This is a genomic window from Hydrogenophaga sp. UC242_53, from assembly GCF_042696965.1.
Lineage (GTDB): Bacteria > Pseudomonadota > Gammaproteobacteria > Burkholderiales > Burkholderiaceae_C > Hydrogenophaga.
The window spans coordinates 876169-899206 of the sequence record NZ_CP170552.1; the positions used below are offsets into that span (position 1 = coordinate 876169).

Genomic DNA, 23038 nt, shown 5'->3' on the forward strand with positions numbered 1-23038 from the left:
GCGCGCTCACAAGCCCCACCACGCGGGAAGCCAGCGCCGCACCTCCGGACGGCCGAAGCGCTCGTCCATCAGCACCACCACGCCTTCATCGTCCGGTCCGCGGATGACGCGGCCGGCGGCCTGCACCACCTTCTGCAGGCCCGGGAACAAATAGGCGTAGTCGTAGCCCTGCCCGAAACGGGCCTGCAGCCGCGCGCGCAGTTGTTCGGTCACCGGGTTGAGCTGCGGCAGGCCCAGGGTGGCGATGAAGGCGCCGATGAGGCGCTGCCCGGGCAGGTCGATGCCTTCACCGAACGCACCACCCAGCACGGCGAAGCCGATGCCCTGGCTGTCTTCGGTGAAGCGCGCGACGAAGGCCTCGCGCTCGGGTTCGCCCATGCCGCGCGACTGCGCCCACACCGGCAGCGCCGGGTGCGTGGCCTGCAGGCGTTGCAGCGCCTGCTGCAGGTAGTCGAAGCTGCTGAAGAAGGCGAGGTAGTTGCCGGGCCGTTGGGCGTACTGGTCGGCCATGACCTCGACCAATTGGTCGAGCGAGGCGGCGCGGTCGGCGTAGCGGGTGGAGAGGTTCGGCGTCACGCGCACCTGCAGCTGCGAGGCATCGAAGGGCGAGGGCACGGACAGGCGCGCGGTGTCTTGCGGCAGGCCCAGCAGGTCGCTCACGTAGGCCATGGGGCTGAGCGTGGCCGAGAACAGCGTGGCGCTGTGCGCGGCCTGCCAGCGCGGCTGCAGCAGCGGGCCGGGGTCGAGGTTGCGGATGTTCAGCACCGGCTGACGCGCGCGGCCGGCCGCGCGCGGCGCGGGCGTGAGGTCCACCAGCGAGTGCTGGTCGAACACCTCGGCCACGCGCAGGAAGCGCTGCGCCTCGAACAGCCAGTCCTGCAGACCGGCCGCGTGCGCGCCCTCGGGTTCGAGCGCGAGGTGGTCCGACAGCGCCGCGCTGTGGCGTTGCAAGGCCTCGATGAACGCACCCGGCAGTTCGGGCAGCACCGTGTGGTCCTGCGTCTGCAGGCGCGCCAGCGCGCTCCAGGGGCGCTGCAACCGGTCCATGGTTTTCTTCAGCGCGGCCGGTGCGCCCTTGCGCACGGCCTGGAAGGCGGCGGGGCGCAGCTCGGCGCTGTACATGAGCCGCGCGCGCTCGATCAGGTTGTGCGCCTCGTCCACCAGCAGGCCCACGCGCAGCCCGTCGCCCACCGTGAGCGACCAGGCGTGCGCGCTGAGGTCGAAGAAGTGGTTGAAGTCGCCCACCACCACGTCGCTCCAGCGCAGCAGGTCCTGGCCCAGGTAATACGGGCAGACCTCGTGGCGCAGGGCGATCTCGCGCAGCGCGGCCTTGTCGAGCCAGCCCGCCTGCGCGGCGGCCTCGCGCGCGGCCGGCAGGCGGTCGTAGAAGCCGCGCGCGACTGGGCAGGACTCGCCGTGGCAGGCCTTGTCCGGGTGCTCGCAGGCCTTGTCGCGCGCCACCAGTTCGAGCACGCGCAGTGGCTGGGCCTTCATGCGCTGCAGGGCGTGCAGCGCGAGCTGGCGCCCGGGTGTCTTGGCGGTCAGGTAGAAAAGCTTGTGCGTGCCCTGGGCGGGCGCGGCGCGCAGGGCCCCGAACAGCGTTGGCGATGGTCTTGCCGATGCCGGTGGGCGCCTGCGCGAGCAGGTGGCGCCCGGCGCCGTGGCAGCGGTAGACGGCGGCGGCCAGCTCGCGCTGCCCGGGCCGGAAGCCCTCGAACGGAAAGGCCAGCGCGCGCAGCGCCTCGTCGCGCGCGGCGCGGTGCGCCAGCTCGGCGCGCGCCCAGCCCGCGTAGCGCGCGCAAAGCGTTTCGAAGAAGGCCTTGAGCTCCACCGCGCTGTGCCACACGGGCAGCACCGTCTCCTGCGCGGTATCGATGTTGAAATAGACCAGCGCGAGTTCGATGCGCTCCAGCGCGTGCTGTTCGCACAGCATCCAGCCGTAGACCCGCGCCTGCGCCCAGTGCAGTTCGCGGTGGTTGTCGGGGATGCGCGCGGCGTCGCCCCGGTGCGTCTTGATTTCCTCCAGGCGCGGCACCGCCGGGTCGAAGCCGTCGGCCCGGCCCTGCACCCGCAGCTCGCCACAGCGGGCGCTCAGCGGCACCTCGCGCTGGTAGCCCGCCGCGCGCCGCGTGGTGACGGTGGTGTGGCCGGCGATGCCGTCCTGCGCGCTGGGCGAGGGCGTGAAGCGCAGGTCCAGGTCGCCCGCCTTGGCCGCGAAGGCGCACAGCACGCGCACCGCCACCGAGGCGGTGGACGTGTCGATGGACGGTGGGTTGGCCGACATGACCCACCATGGTACTGGATATATAGTCAGTAAATGTCTGCGATCGCCCCCGCCCTGACGCGGCGCCACCACCAGCGCCTGCGCGAGATCTACCGCTCGGCCGGCTGGCCCTGCCACGACATGCTGGAGGTGGAGCTGCTCGCCGCCGGCCTGCTGGAGCGCCGGCCTTCGCCCGAGGGTTTCGAGAGCCTGCGCGTGACCGAGGCCGGCATCCAGCGGCTGGCCGAGGTGTTCAGCCAGAACAAGGCCGCGCGCACGCCGCACGAGGCCCTGGTGGAGCGCGCTGCGCACGGCGATGGCTCAGGCCGGGCGGCTCAGCTGGCGCGGCCTGATGCTGCGCGTGCCGCTGCCGCGCGCGCTGCTGGGCGGTGAGCCCGCTGCGGACACCGGCGGCCCGCTGCAGGCCTGCGCCTTCGAGAGCGAGGCCGTCGCCGCCCCTGCGCCCGAGCACGGCTGGTGCATGGCCTCTCCGGACGTGTTCTCGGTGCGGCACACCACTGTGGAGGCCTACCTGGAGCCCGTGGTGCACGAGATCAAGGTGAGCCGGGCCGACCTGCTGGGCGACCTGCGCAAACCCGCCAAGCGCGCCGCCTACCTGGGCCTGGCCAGCGCCTGCTGGTACGTGCTGGGGCAGGACGCCAAGGGCCGCCCCATCGCCGCGCCCGACGAGGTGCCGCCCGAGTGCGGCGTGATGCAGCTCGAAGGCGAGCGCCTGGTGGTGGCGCGCGAGGCGCCGCGCCGCGCGGTCGAACGCCTGCCCTTCCACGTGTGGATGGCGCTGGCGCGCAGCGGGCCGGCCGTGCGGCCGGAGGACGACGCGCAGTCGCTGCTGTGACCCGATCGGTGAAATCCCACTGGCGCGGCAGGGCCACTCTGGCGATGATGTGTGCCTGTGCTGTTTCTCGGAGACCACGATGAAAACCCTGAACGACCACCTGAGCCAGTACGCGGCCTACCACCGCGACCGCCGCAACATCGTCACGCACTTCATCGGCATTCCCATGATCGTGCTCTCGGTCGTGGTGCTGCTGGCGCGCCCGGCCTTCGACGTGGCGGGCCTGCCCCTGTCCCCGGCCACGCTGGCGGTGATCGCCGCCACGCTCTACTACCTGCGGCTGGACCTGCGCTTCGGCGTGGTGATGGGCCTGCTGCTCGCGGCCTGCCTGGCGGTGGCGCATGCCACGGCGGGCCTGTCCACCGGCGCCTGGGCCACCTTCGGCGTGGGCCTGTTCGTGATGGGCTGGGTGATCCAGTTCGTCGGCCACATCTACGAAGGCCGCAAGCCGGCCTTTGTCGACGACGTCATGGGGCTCATCATCGGCCCGCTGTTCGTGGTGGCCGAACTTGCCTTCCTGATGGGCCTGCGCCGCGAGGTGGAGGCGGTGGTCGAGTCGCGCGCGGGCCCGGTGCACGGCGGCCGCGAGCTCGCCAAGTGATCCGGCCCGAGTCGCCCGGCGACGTCGAAGCCATCCACGCGCTGACGGCGGCCGCCTTCCAGCGCGCGCCGCACACCAGCCACACCGAGCACCTCATCGTCGACGCCCTGCGCGCCGCGGGGCAGCTTGCCGTGTCGCTGGTCGAAGAGCGGCAGGGCGCCGTGGTGGGCCATGTGGCGGTGTCGCCGGTGACGGTGTCGGATGGCACGCGGCACTGGTTCGGCCTGGGCCCGATCTCGGTGCTGCCCGGTTACCAGGGGCTGGGCGTGGGCAGCGGGCTCATGCGCGCGGCCCTGCAGCGCCTGCGCGATCAGGGCGCGGACGGCTGTGTGCTGGTGGGTGAGCCGGCCTTCTACGGCCGCTTCGGTTTTCGCGCCGTGCCCACCCTGCTGTTGCCGGGTGTGCCGCCCGAGTATTTCCAGGCCCTGGCCTTCAACGGGCGGGTGCCGCACGGCGAGGTGAGCTACCACGAGGCCTTCGACGTGCGGCCGCCGGAAGCCGAAAACCACACGCGCTGACGGGCTGATCGGCGCGCGGTGGCACCGAGGTCGTTTTCATGTAACTATTCAAGTTACATGAAACTCGACAGCAAACTCTCGTCCATCCTTCACCTGCTGCTGCACATGGCGCAGAGCGAGCGGCCCATGACCTCCGAGGCCCTGGCCGCCTGCCTGCAGGGCAGCAGCCCGGTGGTGGTGCGCCGCACCCTCGCCGGCCTGCGCGAGGCCGGCTTCGTGAGCTCCGAACGGGGCCACGGCGGCGGCTGGGTGCTGGCCTGCAACCTCAAGACCGTGACCCTGCGCGACGTGTACGACGCGGTCGGCGCACCCACGGTGTTCGCCATCGGCCACCGCTCGGACAACCCCGAGTGCCTGGTGGAGCAGGCGGTCAACGAGGCGCTGTCGGGCGCGTTGCAGGAGGCCCAGGCGCTGCTGGTGCAGCGGCTGGGCCGCGTGACGCTGGCCGACCTCGCGGCCGATTTCAACCGCCGTTTCGACGCCCACCCCCATGCCAGGAGCCACCATGCCCACCACCACCTCCCCGAATGACGCCATCGTGATCGGCGGCAGCTACGCCGGCCTGTCCGCCGCCCTGCAGCTCGCGCGGGCGCGCCGCCGCGTGCTCGTGATCGACGCCGGCCTGCGCCGCAACCGCTTCGCCAGCGCCTCGCACGGCTTCCTGGGCCAGGACGGCCGCGCGCCCGGCGACATCGCCGCCGAGGGCCGGGCCCAGCTGCTCGCCTACCCCAACGTGCGCTGGCTGGACGGCACCGTCGCGCGCGCCGAAGCGCAGGGCGAGGGTTTTGGCGTGGCGCTCGACGGTGCGCACACCGAGCAGGCCCGCACGCTCGTGATCGCCACGGGCGTGGTGGACGAGCTGCCGGCCATCGAAGGCCTGGCCGAGCGTTGGGGCCGGGGCGTCTTCCACTGCCCGTACTGCCACGGCTACGAGCTCGACAACGGGCGCATCGGCGTGCTGGCGGTCAGCGAGATGTCCATGCACCACGCGCTGATGCTGCCGGACTGGGGCTCGACCACGTTGTTCCTCAACGAGGCCTTCGTGCCCGACGAGGCGCAGCGCGCCGCGCTGGCCGCGCGCGGTGTCGCGGTGGAAGCCGGCGCGGTGGCGCGCCTGGTGGACACCGCCACGGTGGAGCTGCGCGATGGCCGCCGCTTCGCCCTGGATGGTCTGTTCACCATGGCGCGCACGCACATCGCCAGCCCGGTGGCGGCGCAGCTGGGCTGCGCCATGGACGAAGGCCCCACGGGCGCCTTCATCCGCACCGACGCGATGCAGGGCACCAGCGTGCCCGGCGTGTTTGCCTGCGGCGATGCCGCGCGCGCGGCCGGCAACGTGGCGATCTCGGTGGGCGCGGGCGCCATGGCCGGGGCCAGCGCGCACCGCGCCCTGATGTTCGGCTGATCGCTTAGCGCGCCGGTTGCAGGCGCGTCACGCGGACCTGCACGAAGACTTCTTCGGTGGCCGCGTAGTCCCACTGCTCGACGGCGCAGGCGCGCTCGGCCGCGTGCCAGCGCACCAGGTTCACCGAGTTGGGCGCGCCGGGCCGCACGCGGTGCGACACGGCGGTGCCGGCCTGCACCGCCCACATCGGTCGCGCCAGGCCGGGCAGGGGCATCACGTAGGGCAGGTGGATGTGGCCGCCCATCACGAGGTCGGCGCCCGCGGCGGCCCAGGCGTCCTGCGCGGCGGTGTGGCCGATCAGGCGGTCCGGCTCGTCCTGCGGGCGCTGCACATCGATCGGCTGGTGCACCACCACCACGCGCAACTGGGCCGGCGTGGCCTCGGCCAGCCGCGCCGCCACGCGCGCGACCTGCGCCGCCGACACCTCGCCGTTCTTGTGCCGGTGCGCGCGCGTGGTGTTCACGGCCAGCACCAACAGCCCGGCGGAACTGAACTGCGGTTCGAGCTCATCGCCGAAGGCCGCGCGGTGGCCCGCGTAGGGCCGCACCAGCCGGGCCCAACCGTTGAACAGCGGGATGTCGTGGTTGCCCGGGATCACCAGCCGGGGCGCGCCCAGCTGGTCCATGAAGCGGCGCGCGGCCTCGAACTGGGGGGCGCGGGCGCGCTGGGTGATGTCGCCCGAGAGCACCACGAGGTCCGGCCGCAGCCGCTGGGCCAGCTGCACCAGGGCCCGCACCACCGGCGCCCGCTCGGTGCCGAAGTGCGGGTCCGAGACCTGCAGGATCGCGCTCAAGCGGGGGCCTCGCGGTCGGCGGGTGCCGGTTTGAGCAGGAACAGGGGCACCGGCAGCACGCGCACATCCAGCGGCGCCTTCATGCGCAGGACTTCCCCATCGACCGCGACCTTCAGGCGCCGCGCACCCGCCACCGACGGCGCGCGCACCACCATCTGCTGGAACTCGAAGTGCTCGATGTCGTCGGCCTCGCCAAGCGTGCCCATGGCGCCCTGCCACATCAGGCGCAGCAGGGCCAGGGTGCCGATGGGCTTGAGCATCACCGCCGTGACGCGGCCGTTGTCGCGCGCGCCATCGGGGCGCTGGCCTTGCACCACGCCCACCTGCTCCAGCTGCAGGCGGTTGTTGCCCACGAACAGGGTGAGGGTCTTCACCTCGCGCTGCGCGCCGTCCAGGCCGATGCGCAGTTTCAGCCGCCGCTGCGCGCGAAACAGGGTGGCGAAGGCCGCCCAGATCGCCACCCACTGACTGCGCCCGAAACGGTTTTTCCAGACCTCGCGGTCCTCCAGCAGGTCGGGGTACAGGCCCAGGCTCGCGTTGACCAGGAACAGGTGCTCGTTGACGGCGGCCACCTGCACCGGCTCGGGCCGCGCGCCCAGCAGTTGCGCCATGGCATCGGCCACGTCGGTGGCGATGCCGTGCGTGCGCGCGAAATAGTTGAAGGTGCCGCGCGGGATCACGCCCAGGGCGCAGCCGGCGGCGTGCGCGGCCTGGGCCACGGTGTTGATGGTGCCGTCGCCACCCACGGCCACGATGGCGGCGTTCGTTTCGCGCGCCTGCCGCGCCAGCTCGGCCGTGCGGCGCGGCAGGTCGGCCGGTTCGCACACGTGCAGCTGGCCGGGCCGGCCCGAAGCGCGCAGCGCGGCCTCGATGGTCGCTCGCGTGCCGTCGCCGTCCTGGCTGCCGGAGCGGCTGTTGATGACGAAGTGCAGCGTCGAGGCCGGATCGAAAGGGGGGACTTCGGGCATGGGCGGCCAAGGGATGGGTTCGGACCAGTGTAGCGGCGCTGGTTGAAAACCCCATGGCACAAGCCGGTCCGGCTGGCGATGATGGTGGGCATGAACGCGCCCCTGCCCACCTCCCCCGCCGCCCAACTGTTCGACCGCGTGAAGGCCGCGCTCAATGGTGAACACCGCCAGCGCCTGCCCGGCAACTGGTCGCCCGTGGCGCGCTACCTCGACCCCGCGCGCCACCAGCGCGAACTCGCCGCCCTGCGCCGGCTGCCGCAGGCGGTGGCCGACGCGGCCGCGCTGCAGGCGAGCGGCGACTGGCTGGCGCGTTCGGTGCATGGGGTGCCGGTGCTGCTTACCCGCCATGCCGACGGGCAGCTGCGCGCCTTCATCAACGTGTGCCGCCACCGGGGCGCGGCGCTGGTGCCCGAGGGCGCCTGTGGCCAGGGACGCGAGCGCTTCGTGTGCCCGTACCACAGCTGGACCTACGGCAACGACGGCGCCTGCGTCGGCCGCCCGCACGACCGCGACTTTCCCCACGCGCCCAAGGCCAGCGCCGGCCTGGTCGAGCTGCCCTGCGCGCAGCGCTTCGGCCTGGTCTGGGTGGTGGCGACGGCCTTGCCCGCGTTCGACTGGGCCGCGTACTTCGGCCCCTTGGGCGAGGAGATCGACGGCCTGGGCTTCGACGCCGCCGCGCGCGTGCAGCGCCACCGCCATTTCACCCAGGCCTCGAACTGGAAGCTGGTGCTCGACGCCAACCTGGAGAGTTACCACTTCGCCTACGCCCACCGCGAGACCATCGCCTACCTGTTCCACGACAACGTGGTGGTGCACGACCAAGTGGGCGACCACCAGCGCATCGTGCTGCCCAAGCGCAGCTTCGAGGAACTGAGCGAGCCGCCGGCCACGCTGGAAGGCTTCGCGAAGACGATCAACACCATCTACTTCCTGTTCCCCTCCACCCTGCTGCTCTGGGAGGGCGACCACGTCAACGCCTTCGCGCTCTCGCCCACCGACGCCGCCACCACGCAGGTCGACGGCTGGCTCATCGCGCCGCGCCAGCACCTGGCCACCCGCAGCGACAGCTACTGGCAGCGCAACTTCGACATGTTCTGGACCGCGATCGACGAGGACTTCGCGCTCGCGGCCAGCATGCAGCGCGGGCTGGACAGCGGGGCGAACCAGGCCCTGTGTTTCGGCGAGAACGAGTTCGCCTGCGAGGCCTTCCACGCCTCGGTGCAGCGCATGGCGGGCGAGGGCGCTTAGCATCGCGCCTGTCACAAAACCGGGCGCTCGCCCGTCTGGCTGGTCATGAACGATCCCACCACCACCTTCAACCGCCTGCGCCCCCGGCTGCAGGGCATCGCCTACCGCATGCTGGGCTCGCCGGCCGAAGCCGAGGAGGTGGTGCAGGACGCCTGGCTGCGCTGGCACGAGGCCGCGCACGCCGACCTGGACAGCAGCGAGGCCTGGCTGGTGACCGTGACCACGCGCCTGGCGATCGACCGCCTGCGCAGCGCCAAGGTGCAGCGCGAGCACTACATCGGCACCTGGCTGCCCGAGCCGCTGCTGGCCGATGCGCCGGTGACGCCCGAACAGCTGCTGGAGCGCGCCGACGACGTGTCGGTGGCTTTTCTCGCCATGCTGGAGCGGCTGGCACCCGAAGCCCGCGCGGCCTTCCTGATGCGCGAGGTGTTCGACGCCGACTACGGCGAGGTGGCCGAGGCCCTGGGCAAGACCGAGAGCGCCTGCCGCCAGATCGTGCACCGCGCCAAGGCGCAGCTGCAGGACGACCGGCCACGCCACATCGTGCCGCGCGAGGCCCAGTTGCGCCTGCTGCGCGGCTTTGCCGATGCCGCCGCCACCGGGCAGTTCGACCGGCTGCAGTCGCTGCTGGCCGAGGACGCGCAACTGATCGGCGATGGCGGCGGCAAGGTGCCGAGTTTCGGCGTGCCGCTGGTGGGCGGGCGGCGCATCGCGCAGCTCTTCTACGCCACGCACCGGCGCTTCGGCGAGGGCGTGCGCTTCGAGGTCGTGGTGCTCAACGGGCAGTGGGGCCTGCTGCGCTTCATCCAGGGCGGGCTGGAGTCGGCGCAATCGTTCGTGACCGACGGCGAGCGCATCCTGCGCCTGCACGTGCAGCGCAACCCCGACAAGCTCGCGCGCATCGCCGCCGCGCTGGGCCGCGACCTGGCTGTCACAAACCCCAGGCCCTGACCGTCTTCAGAGGTGTGTTCCCCAACCCCTCTGAAAGACGCCACATGAAATCACCCCGACTCCCCTGGACCGAGATCGCGCCCAAGGCCTACCAGGCCATGGCCGCCGTCGGCGCCACCACCGCCGGCTCCTCGCTCGGCACCGTCCTGATCGAACTCGTGAAGACGCGCGTCTCGCAGCTCAACGGCTGCGCCTTCTGCGTGGACATGCACGTGCGCGACCTGCGCAAGCACGGCGAACGCTGGCAGCGCATCAACAGCCTCGTGACCTGGCGCGAGACCGGCCTGTACAGCGAGCGCGAGCGCGCCGCGCTGAACTGGGCCGAGTCCCTGACCCGGCTGGTGGACCACCACGGCAGCCGCGACGCCGATTTCGAGCAATTGCAAACCCAGCTCAGCGACCAGGAAATCGTCGAGCTGTGCTGGACCGTCGCGCAGATCAACGCCTGGAACCGCATGGCCGTGGGCATGCACGCCCCCGTGGCCGAGAAGGAGATCGCATGAACATCGTGGTCATCGGAGGCAGCGGCCTCATCGGCAGACAACTCGCCACCCTGCTGCGCCAGGCCGGCCACGCGGTGACGGCGGCCTCGCCCTCGTCGGGCGTCAACGCCGTCACCGGCGAAGGCCTGAGCGAGGCCCTGGCCGGCGCGCAGGTGGTGGTGGACGTGAGCAACTCACCCTCCTTCGAGGACGAGGCGGTGATGCACTTCTTCCGCGCCTCCACCCGCAACCTGCTGGACGCCAGCGCTCGCGCCGGCGTGGGGCACTACGTGGCCCTGTCGGTGGTGGGCTCCGAGCGGGTGCCCGCGAGCGGTTACTTCCGCGCCAAGGTGGCGCAGGAAGCGCTGATCCAGGAAGGGCGGGTGCCTTACACCCTCGTGCGCGCCACGCAGTTCCACGAGTTCCTGATGTCGATCGCCCACGTGGCGACCGAAGGCCAGACCGTGCGCCTGCCCTCGGCGCCGCTGCAGCCCATCGCGGCGAGCGACGTGGCCGAGGCGCTGGCGGACGTGGCGGTGCAGGCCCCGCTCAACGGCACCTGCGAAGTGGCGGGGCCCGAAGCCGTGCCGCTGGACCAGCTCATCCGCCAGCTGTTCCAGGCGCGCCAGGACCCGCGCGCGGTGGTGTCGGACCCCGGGGCCACGTATTTCGGTTCGCCGCTGGAGGGCAATGCCCTCATCCCCGGCCCCAATGCGCGCATCGGGAAGGTCTCCCTGGCGCAGTGGCTGGCCTCATAGCAGGATCTGGTTGTCGGGCGTGGGCGGGGGCGGCAGATCGCTCTCGCCCAGCAGGCTGCGCAACTCGCGCTCGATGCCCTGGCACAGGTGGGCCATGGGCACGTCGTTGGCGCCGCCTTCGAACGGGTTCTCGGTGCTTTCACCCACCTGGTCCAGCGAGAGGTACATCCAGGCCACCAGCACGCTGAAGGGCACCGAGAGCCAGACCATGTGGCCGGCGAGCAGGCCGCTCACGCTGTCGTTGAGGCGGTCGAACTCGCGCACCAGGCAGAAGGGCAGCAGGGCCGCGAAGCACCAGACGAACAAGGTGTTGATGGTGGCGTACTGGCGCGGGTAGGGGAAGTTCTTGAGGCGCTCGACGCGGCTTTGCTGGTCCAGCAGTTCCTTGATGGTCTTCTGCAGCTCGGTGTGGTGCAGCACCGCGAGTTCCTGGCGTGCATACAGCTCGCGCAGGGTTTCGCTCTGCAGGTTGAGCAGCAGCAGGCCCTTGTGGCCCGTGCTCGCCACGCGCAGCCGCTCGGTTTCGCCGAGCAGGGGCGCCAGCTCGGTGTCCAGCGGGGTGTCGTGCTCGGGCACGCGGAAATGCCTGGCGCGGTATTCGGCGTTGGCGCGGCTGTTCGCAGATTCCCACACGCGCCCCTGCCGCAGCTGGTGGCGCAGCACCGTGAGCCAGGCCAGGTGGCGGTGGATGAGCAGCTGCGACGAACCGCCGGTGGTCGGAAACATCCGGCAGATCAGGCCCCAGTAGCGGCTCGTGCCGACGATGGAGGACCAGACCTGCTGCGCCTCCACCGTGCGCTGGTAGGTCTGGGCGTTCTTGAAGCCCACGATGAAGGAGGTGGCCGTGCCCAGCAGCACCGCGACCGACCAGGGCGCGGCGATCCAGGTCAGCCCGAAGACCTGGTACAGCGTGGCCGGCACGGCGGCCAGCACCAGCAGGATGTAGGTCTTGCGGCGCGTCCAGGCGAGGAACTCGGCGAGGGTGTACGACTTGGCGATTTTCATGGTGGGTGGAGCGAGGGGGTGGAGGGGCTTGACGCAGACAAGACGTTCGGCCCCGTCGCCTTGTGACAGCGCCGCGTGTACGCTCTCGCCCATGCACCTGATCCAGACCCTCGATGCGGGCGTGCTCGAACTGCGCCTGAACCGGCCCGAACGCCTCAATGCCCTCACGCTCGCGCTCGCGCGCGACCTGCTGGCGGCGGTGCAGGCCGGCGTGGCCGACCCGGCGGTGCGGGTCATCCTGCTCAGCGGCGAAGGCCGCGCCTTCTGCGCCGGCAAGGACCGCGACGACCCGCCCACCCCCGCCTTCGTCGAGACCCTGCAGGCCCTGGCCTCGTTGCTCGTGCGCTGCCCCCAACCGGTGGTGACGGCGGTGCAGGGCTGGGTGGTGGGCGCGGGCGTCGAGCTCATGCTCAACGGCGACCTCAGCGTGGCCGCGCGCGGTGCGCGCTTCGCGCTGCCCGAGGTGCAGGTGGGCCTTTTCGGCACCGGCGGCGTGGCCGCGCTGCTGCCGCGCCTGGTCGGGCTGCAGAAGGCCAAAGGCCTGCTGATGCTGGGGCAGGAGCTGGGCGCCGTGGACGCCGAGCGCTGGGGCCTGGTGTGGCAGGTGGTGGAGGACGGCGCGCTGCAGGCCCAGGCGCGCGAGCTGGCGCAACAGCTCGCTCGCAGCAGCCCGGCGCTGCTGGCCGAGGTCAAGCAACTGGTGCACCGCGAGCAGCTGGGCGACTTCGACGCGTCGCTGGCGCGGGAGACCGCCGTGCAACAGCGGTTGAACCCCTTGGCGGACGCGGTCACCGGCCCCGGCGGCCAGCGGACCTGAGGCGGGCTCTGCACAATGCCGGGCATGACCACCCCGGCACCCGAACCCCGCTTCTTCCAGCCCGTTCCCCTCGACAAGGCCTACCGCCTCATCAACCACGGCCCCACCGTGCTCGTGTCCTCGGCCCACGCGGGCGAGGTCAACGTGATGTCGGCCGCCTGGGCCTGCGCGCTGGATTTTTCACCGCCCAAGGTGACGGTGGTGATCGACAAGGCCACGCGCACGCGCGCATTGGTGGAGGGCAGCGGCACTTTTGCGCTGTGCGTGCCGTCGGCCGGCCTGGCCGCGCTCACGCTCGGCGTGGGCACCGACAGCGCGCTCACCGTGCCGGACAAGCTCGCGCGCCACGGGGTGAAGACCTTTCACGCCCCCGGCCACGAGGCCCTGCCGCTGGTGGAGGGCTGCGTGGCCTGGCTGGTGTGTCGGCTGCTGCCCGAACCGCACAACCAGGCCACCTACGACCTGTTCATCGGCGAGGTGGTGGGTGCCTGGGCGGACGAGCGGGTGTTCCGCGCGGGGCGCTGGCATTTCGATGGCGCGCCCGATCACCTGCGCACCCTGCACTACGTGGCCGGGGGGCAGTTCTACGCGACGGGCGCGTCGCTGCAGGTGGGCGGCGGCTGAGGCCCGCAGGCCTTCGCCTCAGTAGTGCGGCGGCAGTTCGTCGCGCGGGTTGCGCACGGCCGGCGCGGCCTGGGGGTCCCCCTGCTGGCGCAGGCGGCCGACCTCGCGCAGCAGCAGGTCGATCTGCTCCTGCTGGCGCGCCACCAGCTGGTTGAGCGTGTCGAGCAGGTCGTCGGCGTAGCTGGCCTTGATTTCGAGTTCGGTCAGGCGCTGTTCGGTGTCGGCGCCGGGGGCGTGCGGGGTCGGTGTCATCCCCCTATTGGACGACAAGACGGCCTCGGCCGTGGCGCAAAAGCCACTGTGTGTCATCGCACAGACGCTGGAAATCGGGTGAGCCAACCTTGAAGGCACCCCAGCGCCTTGTGCGCACCCTGCCTGGAGGAGCCCCATGTCCGATGTCCACCCGTTCACCGAAACGCCTGCCTCGACCTGGTTCAACGACACGGTGGTGCAACTGCCCGCGGCGCCGCAGCCCGAGGGCATGCCACCGTGCCACTGGATGACGACCGCCGCGGCCTTTGCCGACACCGGCGGCCTGATCAGCGGCGACGAACTGGCCACGCGCATCCGGGAACACTGCGTGCTGGACACGAGCCTGCGCGTGAGCGAACCGGTGTCGCTCGTGGCGCGCTGGATCGTGTCGCGGGCGGTGGTGTCCATCGACAGCCCGTGGGGCCACCTGCTGCCCATGTTCCAGTTCGATCTGCCGCGCGCTTCGCTGCAACCCGGGGTGGCCGTCGTGCTGGCGGAACTGCGCGGTGTACTGGAAGGCGCGGAGCTGGCGCTGTGGTTCGTGACCCCCAACGAATGGCTGCACGGCGAACGGCCCGCCGTCGGCGATGCAGACCACGCTGCAGGCCGTGCGGCACGCCGCCCGCGCCGACCGCTACGTGGCGCTGGGCGGCTGAGCCCGGGCCTTCCAAGGCCCTGACCGCATTTGGTGCCCGCGTGCGGCCGGTATGTGTCCCCTGCCTGTCGGTGCGTGCCTTGTTTCAGACCCCAGCGCATGGCCTGCGGCATTCTCGGATGTCCTCGCGCACCACCGCGCACGGGACCATCTACCAGGGGAATTCCATGGCCGACCTCTACCTGCCCACCGCCGCACCGATGAAGCGCTTTCAGGCGGCGCCGCCACCCGCCGCGAGCGAGCCCCACCGATGGATGTCGATTGCCGCGGCGTTCGCCGACACGGGGGGACTGGTCAGCGGCGACGAGCTGGCCGACCTGATCCGGCAGCAGGCGCTGCGCGACGCCCGGCTGCAGATCTCCCAGCCGGTGTCGCTGGTGGCGCGCTGGATCGTCTCGGGCATGGCCGTTGCCATGGACAGTCCCTGGGGCATCGTGCTGCCTCTGTTCCAGGTCGACCTGGAACGCGCCATCCTGCACCCGGAGGTGCCCATGGTGTGCGCGGAGCTGGGGGGTGTGCTGCAAGGCCCGGAACTCGCGCTCTGGTTCGTGACCCCTAACGAATGGCTCGAAGGCGAACGCCCCGCGCTGGTCCTGCGGACCCGGCTGACGGAAGTCCGGCGCGCCGCCCGCCATGTGGCGGACAGCGCCTGACGCGACCCGCACTCAGAGGCGCGGTTCGCCGTTCTCGTTGACCAGGATGGTGCGCCCCGGCGGCGAGGTCATCTGCACCTGGTGCTGCACGCCGCGGAAGGTGTAGCTCACGTCCCAGTACTCGGGCGCGCCCTCGCTGTTCACGTTGGTGCAGCGCTGCACGTCCTGCGTCTGCGGGTTGTTGCGGCCCACGTTGGAGCCCACCGCCGCGCCCGCCACCGCGCCACCCACGGTGGCGATGTCGCGCCCGGAACCGCCGCCGATCTGGTGGCCCAGGATGCCGCCGATGACGCCGCCGACGATCGCGCCCGGCACGCTGCGCCGGCGCTCGACTTCCTCGCGCTCGATCCAGCAGCGCTGCCCACCGCCGTAGATGGCGCGCGAGGCGCTCACCGGCACCTCGTACAGGGTTTCCGAATCGCGGCGCCGGTAGTCGCGCGCCACCGGCTGGCCCGGGGCGGGCGCCTGGTACACCGGTGAGGGGTAGGCCTGGGAACTCACGGGTGGGCGGGAGCCGCAGCCGGCGAGGCCCAGCACCGCCACCGCCGCCAGCAGGGCATGACGGTGTGAAACAGGGAGAGGGGTGTGAAAGAGGTTCATGGTCGCTCCTTGTGGGATGGCAGGTTCATGCGTTCCAATGTGCCCCTCGCTATGGGGCGGGTCTGTGCGCCAGGACACCGACGTGGAGGTGGTCCTGGGCTCACTGGAAAACGGCCCGTGTGCTAAAACGGACGCACCATGAACGACGCCCGAGTGATCGCCGTCCACCGGAGCCACCTGCACCACTTCTCCAAGGAGCGGGTGCATGCGATCACCCTGCTCGAGGGCCTGGGCGTGCAGGGCGATGCGCACTGCGGGGCGACGGTTCAGCACCTCTCGCGCGTGGCGCGCGATCCCAGCCAGCCCAACCTGCGCCAGGTGCACCTGCTGCAGGCCGAGCTGTTTGTCGCCCTGGCCCACCAGGGGCACACGGTGCATCCCGGCGACCTGGGCGAGAACATCACCACCGAAGGCATCGATCTGCTGGAGCTGTCCACCGGCACCGAACTGCAGCTGGGGGCCGAGGCGCGGGTGCGCATCACGGGCCTGCGCAACCCCTGCGTGCAGATCGAGCGTTTCCAGCCCGGCCTGCTGGCCGCGGTGCTGGGCCACACGGCCGATGGGGAACTGGTGCGCAAGGCGGGGGTGATGGCGGTGGTCCTGCACGGCGGCGTGGTCTCCGCGCAGGACCGCATCCGGGTGCTGCGGGCCACCGTCCCGCACGTGCCGCTTCGGCCGGTCTAGTTCAGGCGTCTGTGTCGCGCGCCAGCGCGGCCGTCCATTCGGCCACCGCCGCGTCCAGATCGGGCGCGGCCATGAGGGCGCGCACCACGCCCACCGAGCGCACGTTGGCGTTCAGCACCTCGGGCAGGTTGTGCAGGTCGATGCCGCCGATCGCCATGTGCGTGACCCCGCGCAGCAGGGGCGCGTAGGCGCGCAGGCGGCCCGTGCCCTGGGGCGCGGTGGCGCATCTGCTTGAGCGTGGTGGGAAACACCGCGCCCATGGCGATGTAGCTCGGGTTGTGGCGGTCGGCGATCAGCATCTCGGCGTAGCCGTGCGTGCTCAGACCCAGGCGCAGGCCGGCGCGGCGGATGGCGGCCAGGTCTTCGGGGGCCATGGCCTGCAGGTCTTCCTGGCCCAGATGCACGCCATAAGCGCCGGCCTCGATGGCCTCCTGCCAGTGGTCGTTGATGAACAGCAGCGCGCCCGTGCCCTGCACGCCGGCCACGGCGGCGCGGATCTCGGCGCGGATGGCCTGCGCGTCGCCGGACTTGAAGCGCAGCTGCACCGTGGGCACGCCCGCGCGCGCCATGCGCACCGTCCAGTCCGCATCGGGCATCACGGCATAGAGGCCGAGCTCGGGCGGGCAGGCCGCGAAGGCGTGCTCGCGCGGGAAGGGCGCCATGTCGAAATCGGCCGGTTCGTCGGGCCAATGGGCGGCGTCGAAGCGGCCGGTGCGCCGCGTACGGGTGGACCAGGCGCGCGCCACGCAGACGGCGTCGATGTCGATGAAGCCGAGTTCGTGCGCGGCCTGCAGCGCGGCGACGAACACCGGGTCGTCGGAGGCGGGCGCGGGCGGCACGGCATGCGGGGCCAGGGGCAGGGCCAGCGTGGCGCGGTGGGCGTCCACGATGGCCTGGACCATCGCTTCGGTGGAGGTGATCGTGGTGCTCATGTGAAACCTCCGTGCGTCGCACTGCGGTGCGAGCTTGTTTGGGAGCGGCCCTGCGCTGCGCTCATGAACCGTGGTGCCAGAAAGGGGTGCCCATCACGGGCGTGCTCGGCTGCGCGCTGGCCTGCGGCTGCATGGCGCCCGAGCGGTGGGCGGCGCGGCCGGCGCGCACGGCGTCGGCGAAGGCGCCGGCCATGTCCACCGGCGACTGCGCGAGCGCCACGGCGGTGTTGAGCAGCACGGCGTCGAAGCCCCACTCCATCACGGTGCAGGCGTGCGAGGGCAGGCCCAGGCCGGCGTCCACGATCAGCGGCACGCTCAGGCGCTCGCGCAGCAGGCGCATGGCGTAGGGGTTGACCGGGCCCTGGCCGGTGCCGATGGGCGCGGCCCAGGGCATCACGGCCTGGCAGCCCACGTCCACCAGGCGCTGGCACAGCACCAGGTCTTCGGTGCAGTAGGGCAGCACCTTGAAGCCGTCGTTGATCAGCTGGCGCGCGCAGTCCACCAGGTTGAGCGTGTCGGGCTGCAGGCTGTAGTCGTCGCCGATGAGTTCGAGCTTGATCCAGGGCGTGTTGAAGACCTCGCGCGCCATCTGCGCGGTGGTGATCACCTCCTGCGTGGTGTGGCAGCCGGCGGTGTTGGGCAGCACCGGCACGGCCAGTTCCTGCAGCAGCTTCCAGAACGCCGCACCGGCCTCGGGCTGCGCGGCGCCCTGGCGCCGCAGCGAGGCAGTGAGCATGGCGGGCCGGGCGCGCTTCACGGCGGCTTCGAGCGTGGCGGGCGAGGGGTAGCGCGAAGTGCCCAGCAGCAGGCGGCCGGCGAAGGTCTCGCCGTAGAGCACCAGCGGGTCTTCCTGGGTGAGCGGTGGGGTGTTCATGTCCATGGCGGTGTGTCCTCAGCCCCCGGTGATGGGGGCGATGATTTCGATGCGGTCGCCGTCGTTGAGCCGGTGCTGTGCGTAGCCCGTGCGCGGCACGAACTGCAGGTTGACGGCGGCGGCGAACACGGCGGGCGGCTCCCAGACGAGCAGCGCGTCGGCCAGCGTGGCGCCTTCGGGCAGTTCGCGGGTTTCCTGGTTGATGATCACATTCATGCGAGGTTCCGTTCGTTCAGCGGATGACCGCCAGCCCAAGGGCGTCGGCCAGCGGCGAGTGGCCCTGGTCCACCACTTCGAGCGCGGCGTCCAGCACGGCCGGCGCGATCATGAAGCCATGGCGGTACAGGCCATTGATCGCCATTCTGCGCGGTCCGGTGAGGCGCAGCGCGGGCAGGTTGTCGGGCAGGGTGGGGCGCAACTGCACGCCCAGTTCGACGATGCGCGCTTCGCCGAAGCCCGGGTGCACGGTGTAGGCCGCGCTCAGCAGCTCCAGCGTGGAGCGCACGCTGGCGGGCGAGAGGTCGTCGGACTCGATCTCGGTCGCGCCGATCACGAACAGGCCGTCCTGCTTGGGCGCGATGTACAGCGGGTAGCGCGGGTGCACCAGGCGCGTGGGGCGCGACAGGCTCACGCCCGGTGCATGGATGCGCGCGACCTCGCCGCGCACGCCGCGCAAGGCGGGCCATTGCGGCTGGGCGCCCAGGCCCCGGCAGTCGAACAGCCAGGCATCGGGTCCCGGGTCCACCTCATCGGGGGCGCGCGCCGTGTGCCAGCGCACCGTGACGCCCAGCACCTGCATCTGGTGCGCGAGCGCGGTGAGCAGTTCGCGGTTGTCGAGCTGGCCTTCGTCGGGCAGGTACAGGCCTTGCGCGAAGCGCTGGGCCAGGGCCGGCTCCAGCGCGGTGAGGGCCGTGCCGTCCAGGCGCCGCGCCTGCGGCAGCGAGGGCAGGGCGGCGCTGGTGCGCGCGAGCTGGCCGGCGAAGCGCTCGGCCTCGGCCGCGTCCTGCCGGTGCCAGAGCACCAGCGTGCCGCTCTGCTGGAAGAACACGGGCTGTTCGAGCATGGCCAGCAGCTGCGGCCAGCGCGCGAGCGCGTGCTGGCCCATGCGCACCACATTGAGCTCGGTGACGGCCGATTCGGCCAGCGGCGCGAGCATGGCGGCGGCCACGCGCGCGGCGGCGTGCGCGGCCTCCGGCCCGCCGGCGTCGATCACCTCGACGCGGTGCCCGCGCTGCGCGAGCGCGCAGGCCAGCAGCCGGCCCATGAGGCCGGCGCCGAGCACCACCGCGTCGGGTTTCTGGTTGGAAGGATTCATGTGGGGCTTTCGGCGCTGCCACAATGCGCGCCATGACCATGAGCAACGAAGCGCAACGTTACACCCGCGTCCTCTCCATCGCCGGCTCCGACAGCGGCGGGGGCGCCGGCATCCAGGCCGACCTCAAGACCTTCGCGGCCCTGGGCTGCTACGGCATGACGGCCATCACCGCGCTGACCGCGCAGAACACGCTGGGCGTGAGCGGCATCCATGGCGTGCCGCCCGAGATGCTCAAGGCGCAACTGAGCGCGGTGCTCGACGACATCGGGGTGGACGCGGTGAAGATCGGCATGCTGCACGCGCCCGACATCGTGCGCACCGTGGCCTGGGCGCTGCGGCACTACGAGGTGAAGCAGGTGGTGCTCGACCCGGTGATGGTGCGCCACCAGCGGCGACCGCCTGATCGCGCCCGACACGGTGCAGGTGCTGGTGGACGAGCTGTTCCCGCTGGCGCACGGTGGTCACGCCCAACCTGGACGAGGCCGCGCTGTTGCTGGGCCGGCCGATTGGCGATGCGGATGAACTCGAAACCGCCGCGCGCGATCTGCTCGCGCTGGGGGCCAAGGCGGTGCTGCTCAAGGGCGGTCACCTGCCGGGCGACGAGGTCGCCGACCTGCTGGTGAGCGGCGCCGGGCCCGCGCAGCGCCTGGCCTCGCCGCGCATCGCGAGCCGCAACACGCACGGCACCGGTTGCACGCTGTCGTCGGCCATCGCGGCCTACCTCGCGCTCGGCAACCCGCTGGACCAGGCGGTGGCGAAGGCGCGCAGCTACATCCTGCAGGCCATCGCCATGGGCGCCAATGTGTACACCGGTGCCGGCCACGGGCCGCTCAACCACGGCCACGCGCCGCTCGCGCTGCACAAGCGGCCCCGGGGCTGAGGGGAAGCGGCGCGGCGGCATGAGGTTCAGGCCCGTGCCGGGCTGAGCCCGCCGGCATTGCGCGGCCGCGAGAGCGCGGCGAGCACGAAGGTCAGCGCCAGCGTGGGCAGGGCCGACCCGAGTTGCGGCGCGAACTTCGCGAGCAGGTGGTAGCAGGCGATGCCCAGCACCCACAGCGCGGCGGCGCTCCAGTCCACCGTGCGCGCCGGGCCCGTGCGCAGCGCCGGTGCCCAGGCGGCCCAGGATCACGCCGTAGAGCGGCACGAACACCGAGCTGAGCAGCAGCAGGAAGGGCTCCAGCGTGTGCATGGGCAGCAGCAGCGCCAGGCCGGTGCAGACCACGGCGAAGCCCAGGCCGGCGGCGCGGATGCTCCAGCGCGGGCGCAGGCTGTGCACCGAGACCGCGCCCGAGTGCGCGTCGCCGTAGGCGTTGTCCATTTCGTCGAGCAGGATCAGGCCCAGGGCGATCAGGCCGCCTTGCGCGAGCAGCAGCGCGCCCACCAGATTGGTGCCCGGCTCCACCGTGCTGACCACCAGCACACCCAGCGCGTAGCACCAGATGTTGGCCAGCGCATAACCCAGCCAGGTACCGCCCAGCGTGGTGGCCGTGCGCTTGCCGTGGCGCGCGTAGTCGGCCACCAGGGGCAGCCAGGACACCGGCATCGCGATCACCAGGTCCATGGCGGAGAACAGGCCCATGCCACCGGCGCCGGGCCGGTTCCAGAAGCCGTCGAAGCCCTGCGCCTGCAGGCGCGTGCCGAACTGCCAGGTGAGCCAGGCCAGCGAGGCGATCACCAGCGGCAGGCCGAAGCGGCTCACGAAGCGGCGCACCAGCGTGAGCATGGAGCCGGCCATGAGCGCGGTGAGCACGCCGCCCCACAGCAGGGCTGCGCAGCAGCTTGCCGCCGGTGCCGTCGAGCAGGCCGCCGGGTTCGGCGCCCAAGGCCTGCTTCAAGATGGCGACCGTGCCCTCCTGCATGATGACCAGCTCGAAGGTGGTCCAGCCGACCAGTTGCGCGATGTTGAGCAGCACCGGCAGGCGCGCGAAGGCGCTGCCGTAGGTGGCGTGCATCAGGCCGGCGCTGGACAGGCCGGTCTGGCAGCCCAGGCGCGCCGTCCAGGCCAGCAGGCCGGCGCCGATCAGCGAGCCCAGCACGATGGCGATGACCGCGTCGCGCGTGCCCACGGCGGGCACGAGGTAGGCGCCGATCTGCATCACCAGCAGGCCGGTGCCCAGGCTGAACCAGAGGGCGGCGTGCTCGTGGAAGTGGAAGACCCGGTTGCCTTGCGGCACGGGGGTCAGGGCCTGGTTGGCCGGGGACGGGTTCATCGACATGGAAACGCTCCAAGCAGTGTTGAAGCAGGTGGGCTGGGCCGGGTGCCTCCCGGCGCGGCGCGACGGGGCTTGGGTATCCGGCCTGCTTCCCTGCGCGAGGATTACCTCAATCAGGTTCAAAGGGACTCTCTCAGTCGCGCCCGGGCGGAAAACCCGGGGCAACACCCCTAGCGGATGCGCCTTGCGGCACGGGTGGGAGTATACGTTCGCGAGGCACCGCGCAGGGCCCGCAAACGGCAACGCCCCGGGGGCACCGGGGCGTTGGGCCGGAAGGGCGGGGTCGATCAGGCCAGCGAATCGGCCCAGATGTTGCGTGCCCAGGCCATGGCGTACTGGCCTTCGAGTTCGCTCGCCGCGCTGGACAGGCCGCCCGAGCCGGGCACCGTCAGCATGGTCTTCTGCGCCGCGTCGTACTTGTGCACGCTGGCCACGTGCACCACGTCGGTGGCGGTGACGAAGCTGTAGCAGGTGTTGGCGTAGATCGGCAGCGAGGGCGCTTCCTTGCCCTGCAGCAGCGAGACCACGGCGGCCGCGCAGGTCTTGCCGTGCTGGTTGGCCATGTGGCCCGACTTGGGCATGCCCGGCGCGATCTGGATCGCGTCGCCCAGCACGTGGATGTTCTTCGCGGCCTTCGATTCGAAGGTCAGGAAGTCCACCTCGCACCAGCGCGCGTTGGCCGTGGCCAGGCCGGTCTTCACCGCGATCTCGCCCGCGCGCTGCGTGGGCAGCACGTTCGCCACGCCGGCCTTGAAGTCGTCGTTGAACTCGAACTTCAGCGTGTTGGTGGCGGCGTCCACGTCCACCAGCTTGTGCTTGGGGCGGTACTCGATCAGGCCCTTGTAGTGCTCGTCCCAGGCCTTCATGAACAGGCCCTTCTTCGAGGTGATGTCGTCGTTGGCATCGAAGATCACGACCTTGCTCTTGGGCTTGGCCTTCTTGAAGTAGCTCGCCACCATGCAGGCGCGCTCATACGGGCCGGGCGGGCAGCGGTAGGGCGCCAGCGGGATGGACAGGGCGTACACGCCGCCATCGGGCATCGCCTCGAGCTGCTGGCGCAGCGCCAGCGTCTGCGGGCCGGCCTTCCAGGCGTGCAGCACCTTGTCGGTGGCGCCGGGTTTGGCATGCCGGGCAGGGTGTCCCACATGAAGTCGATGCCGGGCGAGAGGATCAGGCGGTCGTAGGGCAGTTCGCCGCCGCTGGCCAGCTTGACCGTGCGCTTGGCCGGGTCGATGCTGGCCACCATGTCGCGCACCACCTTCACGCCGTGGCGCTTGCTCAGGTTGTCGTACGGCGTGGTGATGTCGGCCATGGTCTTGTGCGCAACCGAGCACCAGGTTGGAGATCGGGCAGGAGACGAAGGCCGCGTTGGGCTCGACCAGGGTCACGTCGATGGAGTGGTCGGAGAACAGGCGCACGTACTTGGCGGCGGTGGCGCCACCGTAGCCGCCACCGACCACGACAACCTTGGCGCCGCTGCCGGTGGTGGCGCAGCCATTCAGGAGACCCAGGCTGGCGACGGCCGAACCGGCCCCCAGCGTTTGAACGAATTGACGGCGTTTCATGGTGGG

23 protein-coding genes, 5 pseudogenes and 1 riboswitch are annotated in these 23038 nt (G+C 71.6%); of the genes and pseudogenes, 16 read left to right on the forward strand and 12 right to left on the reverse strand.

Annotated elements, in window-relative coordinates:
* Positions 1-6: 6 nt before the first annotated feature.
* Positions 7-2284 (reverse strand): annotated as a pseudogene (locus ACFJI0_RS04555) (ATP-dependent DNA helicase).
* 33 nt (positions 2285-2317) lie between these two features.
* Here ACFJI0_RS04555 and ACFJI0_RS04560 point away from each other — a divergent pair.
* From ACFJI0_RS04560 to ACFJI0_RS04585, 6 genes are all read left to right on the forward strand, one after another.
* On the forward strand, positions 2318-2656 hold the full coding sequence (locus tag ACFJI0_RS04560) for a hypothetical protein (RefSeq protein ID WP_382323591.1): 339 nt from the start codon (positions 2318-2320) through the stop codon (positions 2654-2656).
* Positions 2616-3119, forward strand: a complete 504-nt coding sequence (locus ACFJI0_RS04565) for a hypothetical protein (protein ID WP_382323592.1) — start codon at positions 2616-2618, stop codon at positions 3117-3119. The genes ACFJI0_RS04560 and ACFJI0_RS04565 overlap by 41 nt, the downstream gene beginning before the upstream one ends.
* A 79-nt stretch (positions 3120-3198) precedes the next feature.
* Positions 3199-3720: a DUF962 domain-containing protein gene (locus ACFJI0_RS04570; protein WP_382323593.1), complete on the forward strand. Its 522-nt coding sequence runs from the start codon at positions 3199-3201 to the stop codon at positions 3718-3720.
* A complete protein-coding gene (locus tag ACFJI0_RS04575; protein WP_382323594.1) occupies positions 3717-4238 on the forward strand; it encodes a GNAT family N-acetyltransferase in 522 nt (173 codons plus the stop codon). The genes ACFJI0_RS04570 and ACFJI0_RS04575 overlap by 4 nt, the downstream gene beginning before the upstream one ends.
* A 57-nt stretch (positions 4239-4295) precedes the next feature.
* On the forward strand, positions 4296-4769 hold the full coding sequence (locus ACFJI0_RS04580) for an Rrf2 family transcriptional regulator (RefSeq protein WP_382323595.1): 474 nt from the start codon (positions 4296-4298) through the stop codon (positions 4767-4769).
* Positions 4744-5643, forward strand: a complete 900-nt coding sequence (locus ACFJI0_RS04585) for an NAD(P)/FAD-dependent oxidoreductase (protein WP_382323596.1) — start codon at positions 4744-4746, stop codon at positions 5641-5643. Before ACFJI0_RS04580 ends, ACFJI0_RS04585 begins: the two co-directional genes overlap by 26 nt.
* A gap of 4 nt (positions 5644-5647) precedes the next feature.
* Here ACFJI0_RS04585 and ACFJI0_RS04590 read toward each other — a convergent pair whose 3' ends face one another.
* Together ACFJI0_RS04590 and ACFJI0_RS04595 are read right to left on the reverse strand one after the other, a co-directional pair.
* The gene (locus tag ACFJI0_RS04590) at positions 5648-6436 is read right to left on the reverse strand and encodes a metallophosphoesterase family protein (RefSeq protein WP_382323597.1); all 789 of its coding nucleotides are present in this window, start codon (positions 6434-6436) and stop codon (positions 5648-5650) included.
* Positions 6433-7404 (reverse strand): diacylglycerol/lipid kinase family protein, encoded by a 972-nt coding sequence (locus ACFJI0_RS04595; RefSeq protein ID WP_382323598.1) that lies wholly within the window; start codon positions 7402-7404, stop codon positions 6433-6435. The genes ACFJI0_RS04590 and ACFJI0_RS04595 overlap by 4 nt, the downstream gene beginning before the upstream one ends.
* Positions 7405-7494: 90 nt before the next feature.
* Between ACFJI0_RS04595 and ACFJI0_RS04600 the strand changes: the two genes are divergently transcribed.
* Genes ACFJI0_RS04600 through ACFJI0_RS04615 form a run of 4 tightly spaced genes read left to right on the forward strand, consistent with a single transcriptional unit; the run spans position 7495 to position 10843 of the window.
* Positions 7495-8652: an aromatic ring-hydroxylating dioxygenase subunit alpha gene (locus ACFJI0_RS04600; RefSeq protein WP_382323599.1), complete on the forward strand. Its 1158-nt coding sequence runs from the start codon at positions 7495-7497 to the stop codon at positions 8650-8652.
* Between the two features lie 45 nt (positions 8653-8697).
* Entirely contained in the window at positions 8698-9603 is a 906-nt protein-coding gene (locus ACFJI0_RS04605; RefSeq protein ID WP_382323600.1) for an RNA polymerase sigma-70 factor, read from the forward strand.
* A gap of 44 nt (positions 9604-9647) precedes the next feature.
* Positions 9648-10106 carry a carboxymuconolactone decarboxylase family protein gene (locus ACFJI0_RS04610; RefSeq protein WP_382323601.1) on the forward strand — a complete coding sequence of 153 codons (459 nt, stop codon included), beginning with the start codon at positions 9648-9650 and terminating at the stop codon, positions 10104-10106.
* Positions 10103-10843 (forward strand): SDR family oxidoreductase, encoded by a 741-nt coding sequence (locus ACFJI0_RS04615; protein ID WP_382323602.1) that lies wholly within the window; start codon positions 10103-10105, stop codon positions 10841-10843. Before ACFJI0_RS04610 ends, ACFJI0_RS04615 begins: the two co-directional genes overlap by 4 nt.
* On the opposite strand, the gene ACFJI0_RS04620 is transcribed toward ACFJI0_RS04615, so the two are convergent.
* Entirely contained in the window at positions 10838-11848 is a 1011-nt protein-coding gene (locus tag ACFJI0_RS04620) for a bestrophin family protein (protein ID WP_382323603.1), read from the reverse strand. The genes ACFJI0_RS04615 and ACFJI0_RS04620 overlap by 6 nt on opposite strands.
* Before the next feature lie 91 nt (positions 11849-11939).
* On the opposite strand from ACFJI0_RS04620, the gene ACFJI0_RS04625 reads away from it, so the two are divergent.
* A complete protein-coding gene (locus ACFJI0_RS04625; RefSeq protein WP_382323604.1) occupies positions 11940-12665 on the forward strand; it encodes an enoyl-CoA hydratase/isomerase family protein in 726 nt (241 codons plus the stop codon).
* 24 nt (positions 12666-12689) lie between these two features.
* On the forward strand, positions 12690-13289 hold the full coding sequence (locus tag ACFJI0_RS04630; RefSeq protein WP_382323605.1) for a flavin reductase family protein: 600 nt from the start codon (positions 12690-12692) through the stop codon (positions 13287-13289).
* 18 nt (positions 13290-13307) lie between these two features.
* Here the strand turns inward: ACFJI0_RS04630 and ACFJI0_RS04635 are convergent, their stop codons facing one another.
* Positions 13308-13541, reverse strand: a complete 234-nt coding sequence (locus ACFJI0_RS04635) for a SlyX family protein (protein WP_382323606.1) — start codon at positions 13539-13541, stop codon at positions 13308-13310.
* A gap of 136 nt (positions 13542-13677) precedes the next feature.
* Here ACFJI0_RS04635 and ACFJI0_RS04640 point away from each other — a divergent pair, with 136 nt between their 5' ends.
* Together ACFJI0_RS04640 and ACFJI0_RS04645 are read left to right on the forward strand one after the other, a co-directional pair.
* Positions 13678-14220: a hypothetical protein gene (locus ACFJI0_RS04640; RefSeq protein WP_382323607.1), complete on the forward strand. Its 543-nt coding sequence runs from the start codon at positions 13678-13680 to the stop codon at positions 14218-14220.
* A gap of 143 nt (positions 14221-14363) precedes the next feature.
* Positions 14364-14849, forward strand: coding sequence for a hypothetical protein (locus ACFJI0_RS04645; RefSeq protein ID WP_382323608.1), 486 nt, complete (start codon positions 14364-14366; stop codon positions 14847-14849).
* Positions 14850-14861: 12 nt separating this feature from the next.
* Here ACFJI0_RS04645 and ACFJI0_RS04650 read toward each other — a convergent pair whose 3' ends face one another.
* Positions 14862-15449, reverse strand: coding sequence for a glycine zipper 2TM domain-containing protein (locus tag ACFJI0_RS04650; protein WP_382160406.1), 588 nt, complete (start codon positions 15447-15449; stop codon positions 14862-14864).
* A gap of 138 nt (positions 15450-15587) precedes the next feature.
* Between ACFJI0_RS04650 and ACFJI0_RS04655 the strand changes: the two genes are divergently transcribed.
* Complete coding sequence (locus ACFJI0_RS04655; RefSeq protein ID WP_382323609.1) at positions 15588-16133, forward strand: MOSC domain-containing protein; 546 nt, start codon at positions 15588-15590, stop codon at positions 16131-16133.
* Between the two features lies 1 nt (position 16134).
* Here ACFJI0_RS04655 and ACFJI0_RS04660 read toward each other — a convergent pair.
* The 4 genes and pseudogenes from ACFJI0_RS04660 to ACFJI0_RS04675 form a co-directional block, all read right to left on the reverse strand.
* Positions 16135-17065, reverse strand: a pseudogene (locus ACFJI0_RS04660) (thiamine phosphate synthase).
* Positions 17066-17126: 61 nt separating this feature from the next.
* A complete protein-coding gene (locus tag ACFJI0_RS04665) occupies positions 17127-17939 on the reverse strand; it encodes a thiazole synthase (protein ID WP_382325507.1) in 813 nt (270 codons plus the stop codon).
* A gap of 18 nt (positions 17940-17957) precedes the next feature.
* Positions 17958-18155 (reverse strand): sulfur carrier protein ThiS, encoded by a 198-nt coding sequence (thiS, locus tag ACFJI0_RS04670; RefSeq protein ID WP_291121245.1) that lies wholly within the window; start codon positions 18153-18155, stop codon positions 17958-17960.
* 16 nt (positions 18156-18171) lie between these two features.
* Entirely contained in the window at positions 18172-19254 is a 1083-nt protein-coding gene (locus tag ACFJI0_RS04675) for an FAD-dependent oxidoreductase (protein ID WP_382323610.1), read from the reverse strand.
* 23 nt (positions 19255-19277) lie between these two features.
* On the opposite strand from ACFJI0_RS04675, the pseudogene thiD reads away from it, so the two are divergent.
* Positions 19278-20134: pseudogene (gene thiD, locus ACFJI0_RS04680) on the forward strand (bifunctional hydroxymethylpyrimidine kinase/phosphomethylpyrimidine kinase).
* A gap of 26 nt (positions 20135-20160) precedes the next feature.
* Here the strand turns inward: thiD and ACFJI0_RS04685 are convergent.
* Both ACFJI0_RS04685 and ACFJI0_RS04690 read right to left on the reverse strand, forming a co-directional pair.
* Positions 20161-21464 (reverse strand): annotated as a pseudogene (locus tag ACFJI0_RS04685) (purine-cytosine permease family protein).
* A gap of 76 nt (positions 21465-21540) precedes the next feature.
* Positions 21541-21649, reverse strand: a riboswitch (TPP riboswitch).
* A 105-nt stretch (positions 21650-21754) separates the two neighbouring features.
* Positions 21755-23032, reverse strand: a pseudogene (locus tag ACFJI0_RS04690) (FCSD flavin-binding domain-containing protein).
* Positions 23033-23038: the final 6 nt, after the last annotated feature.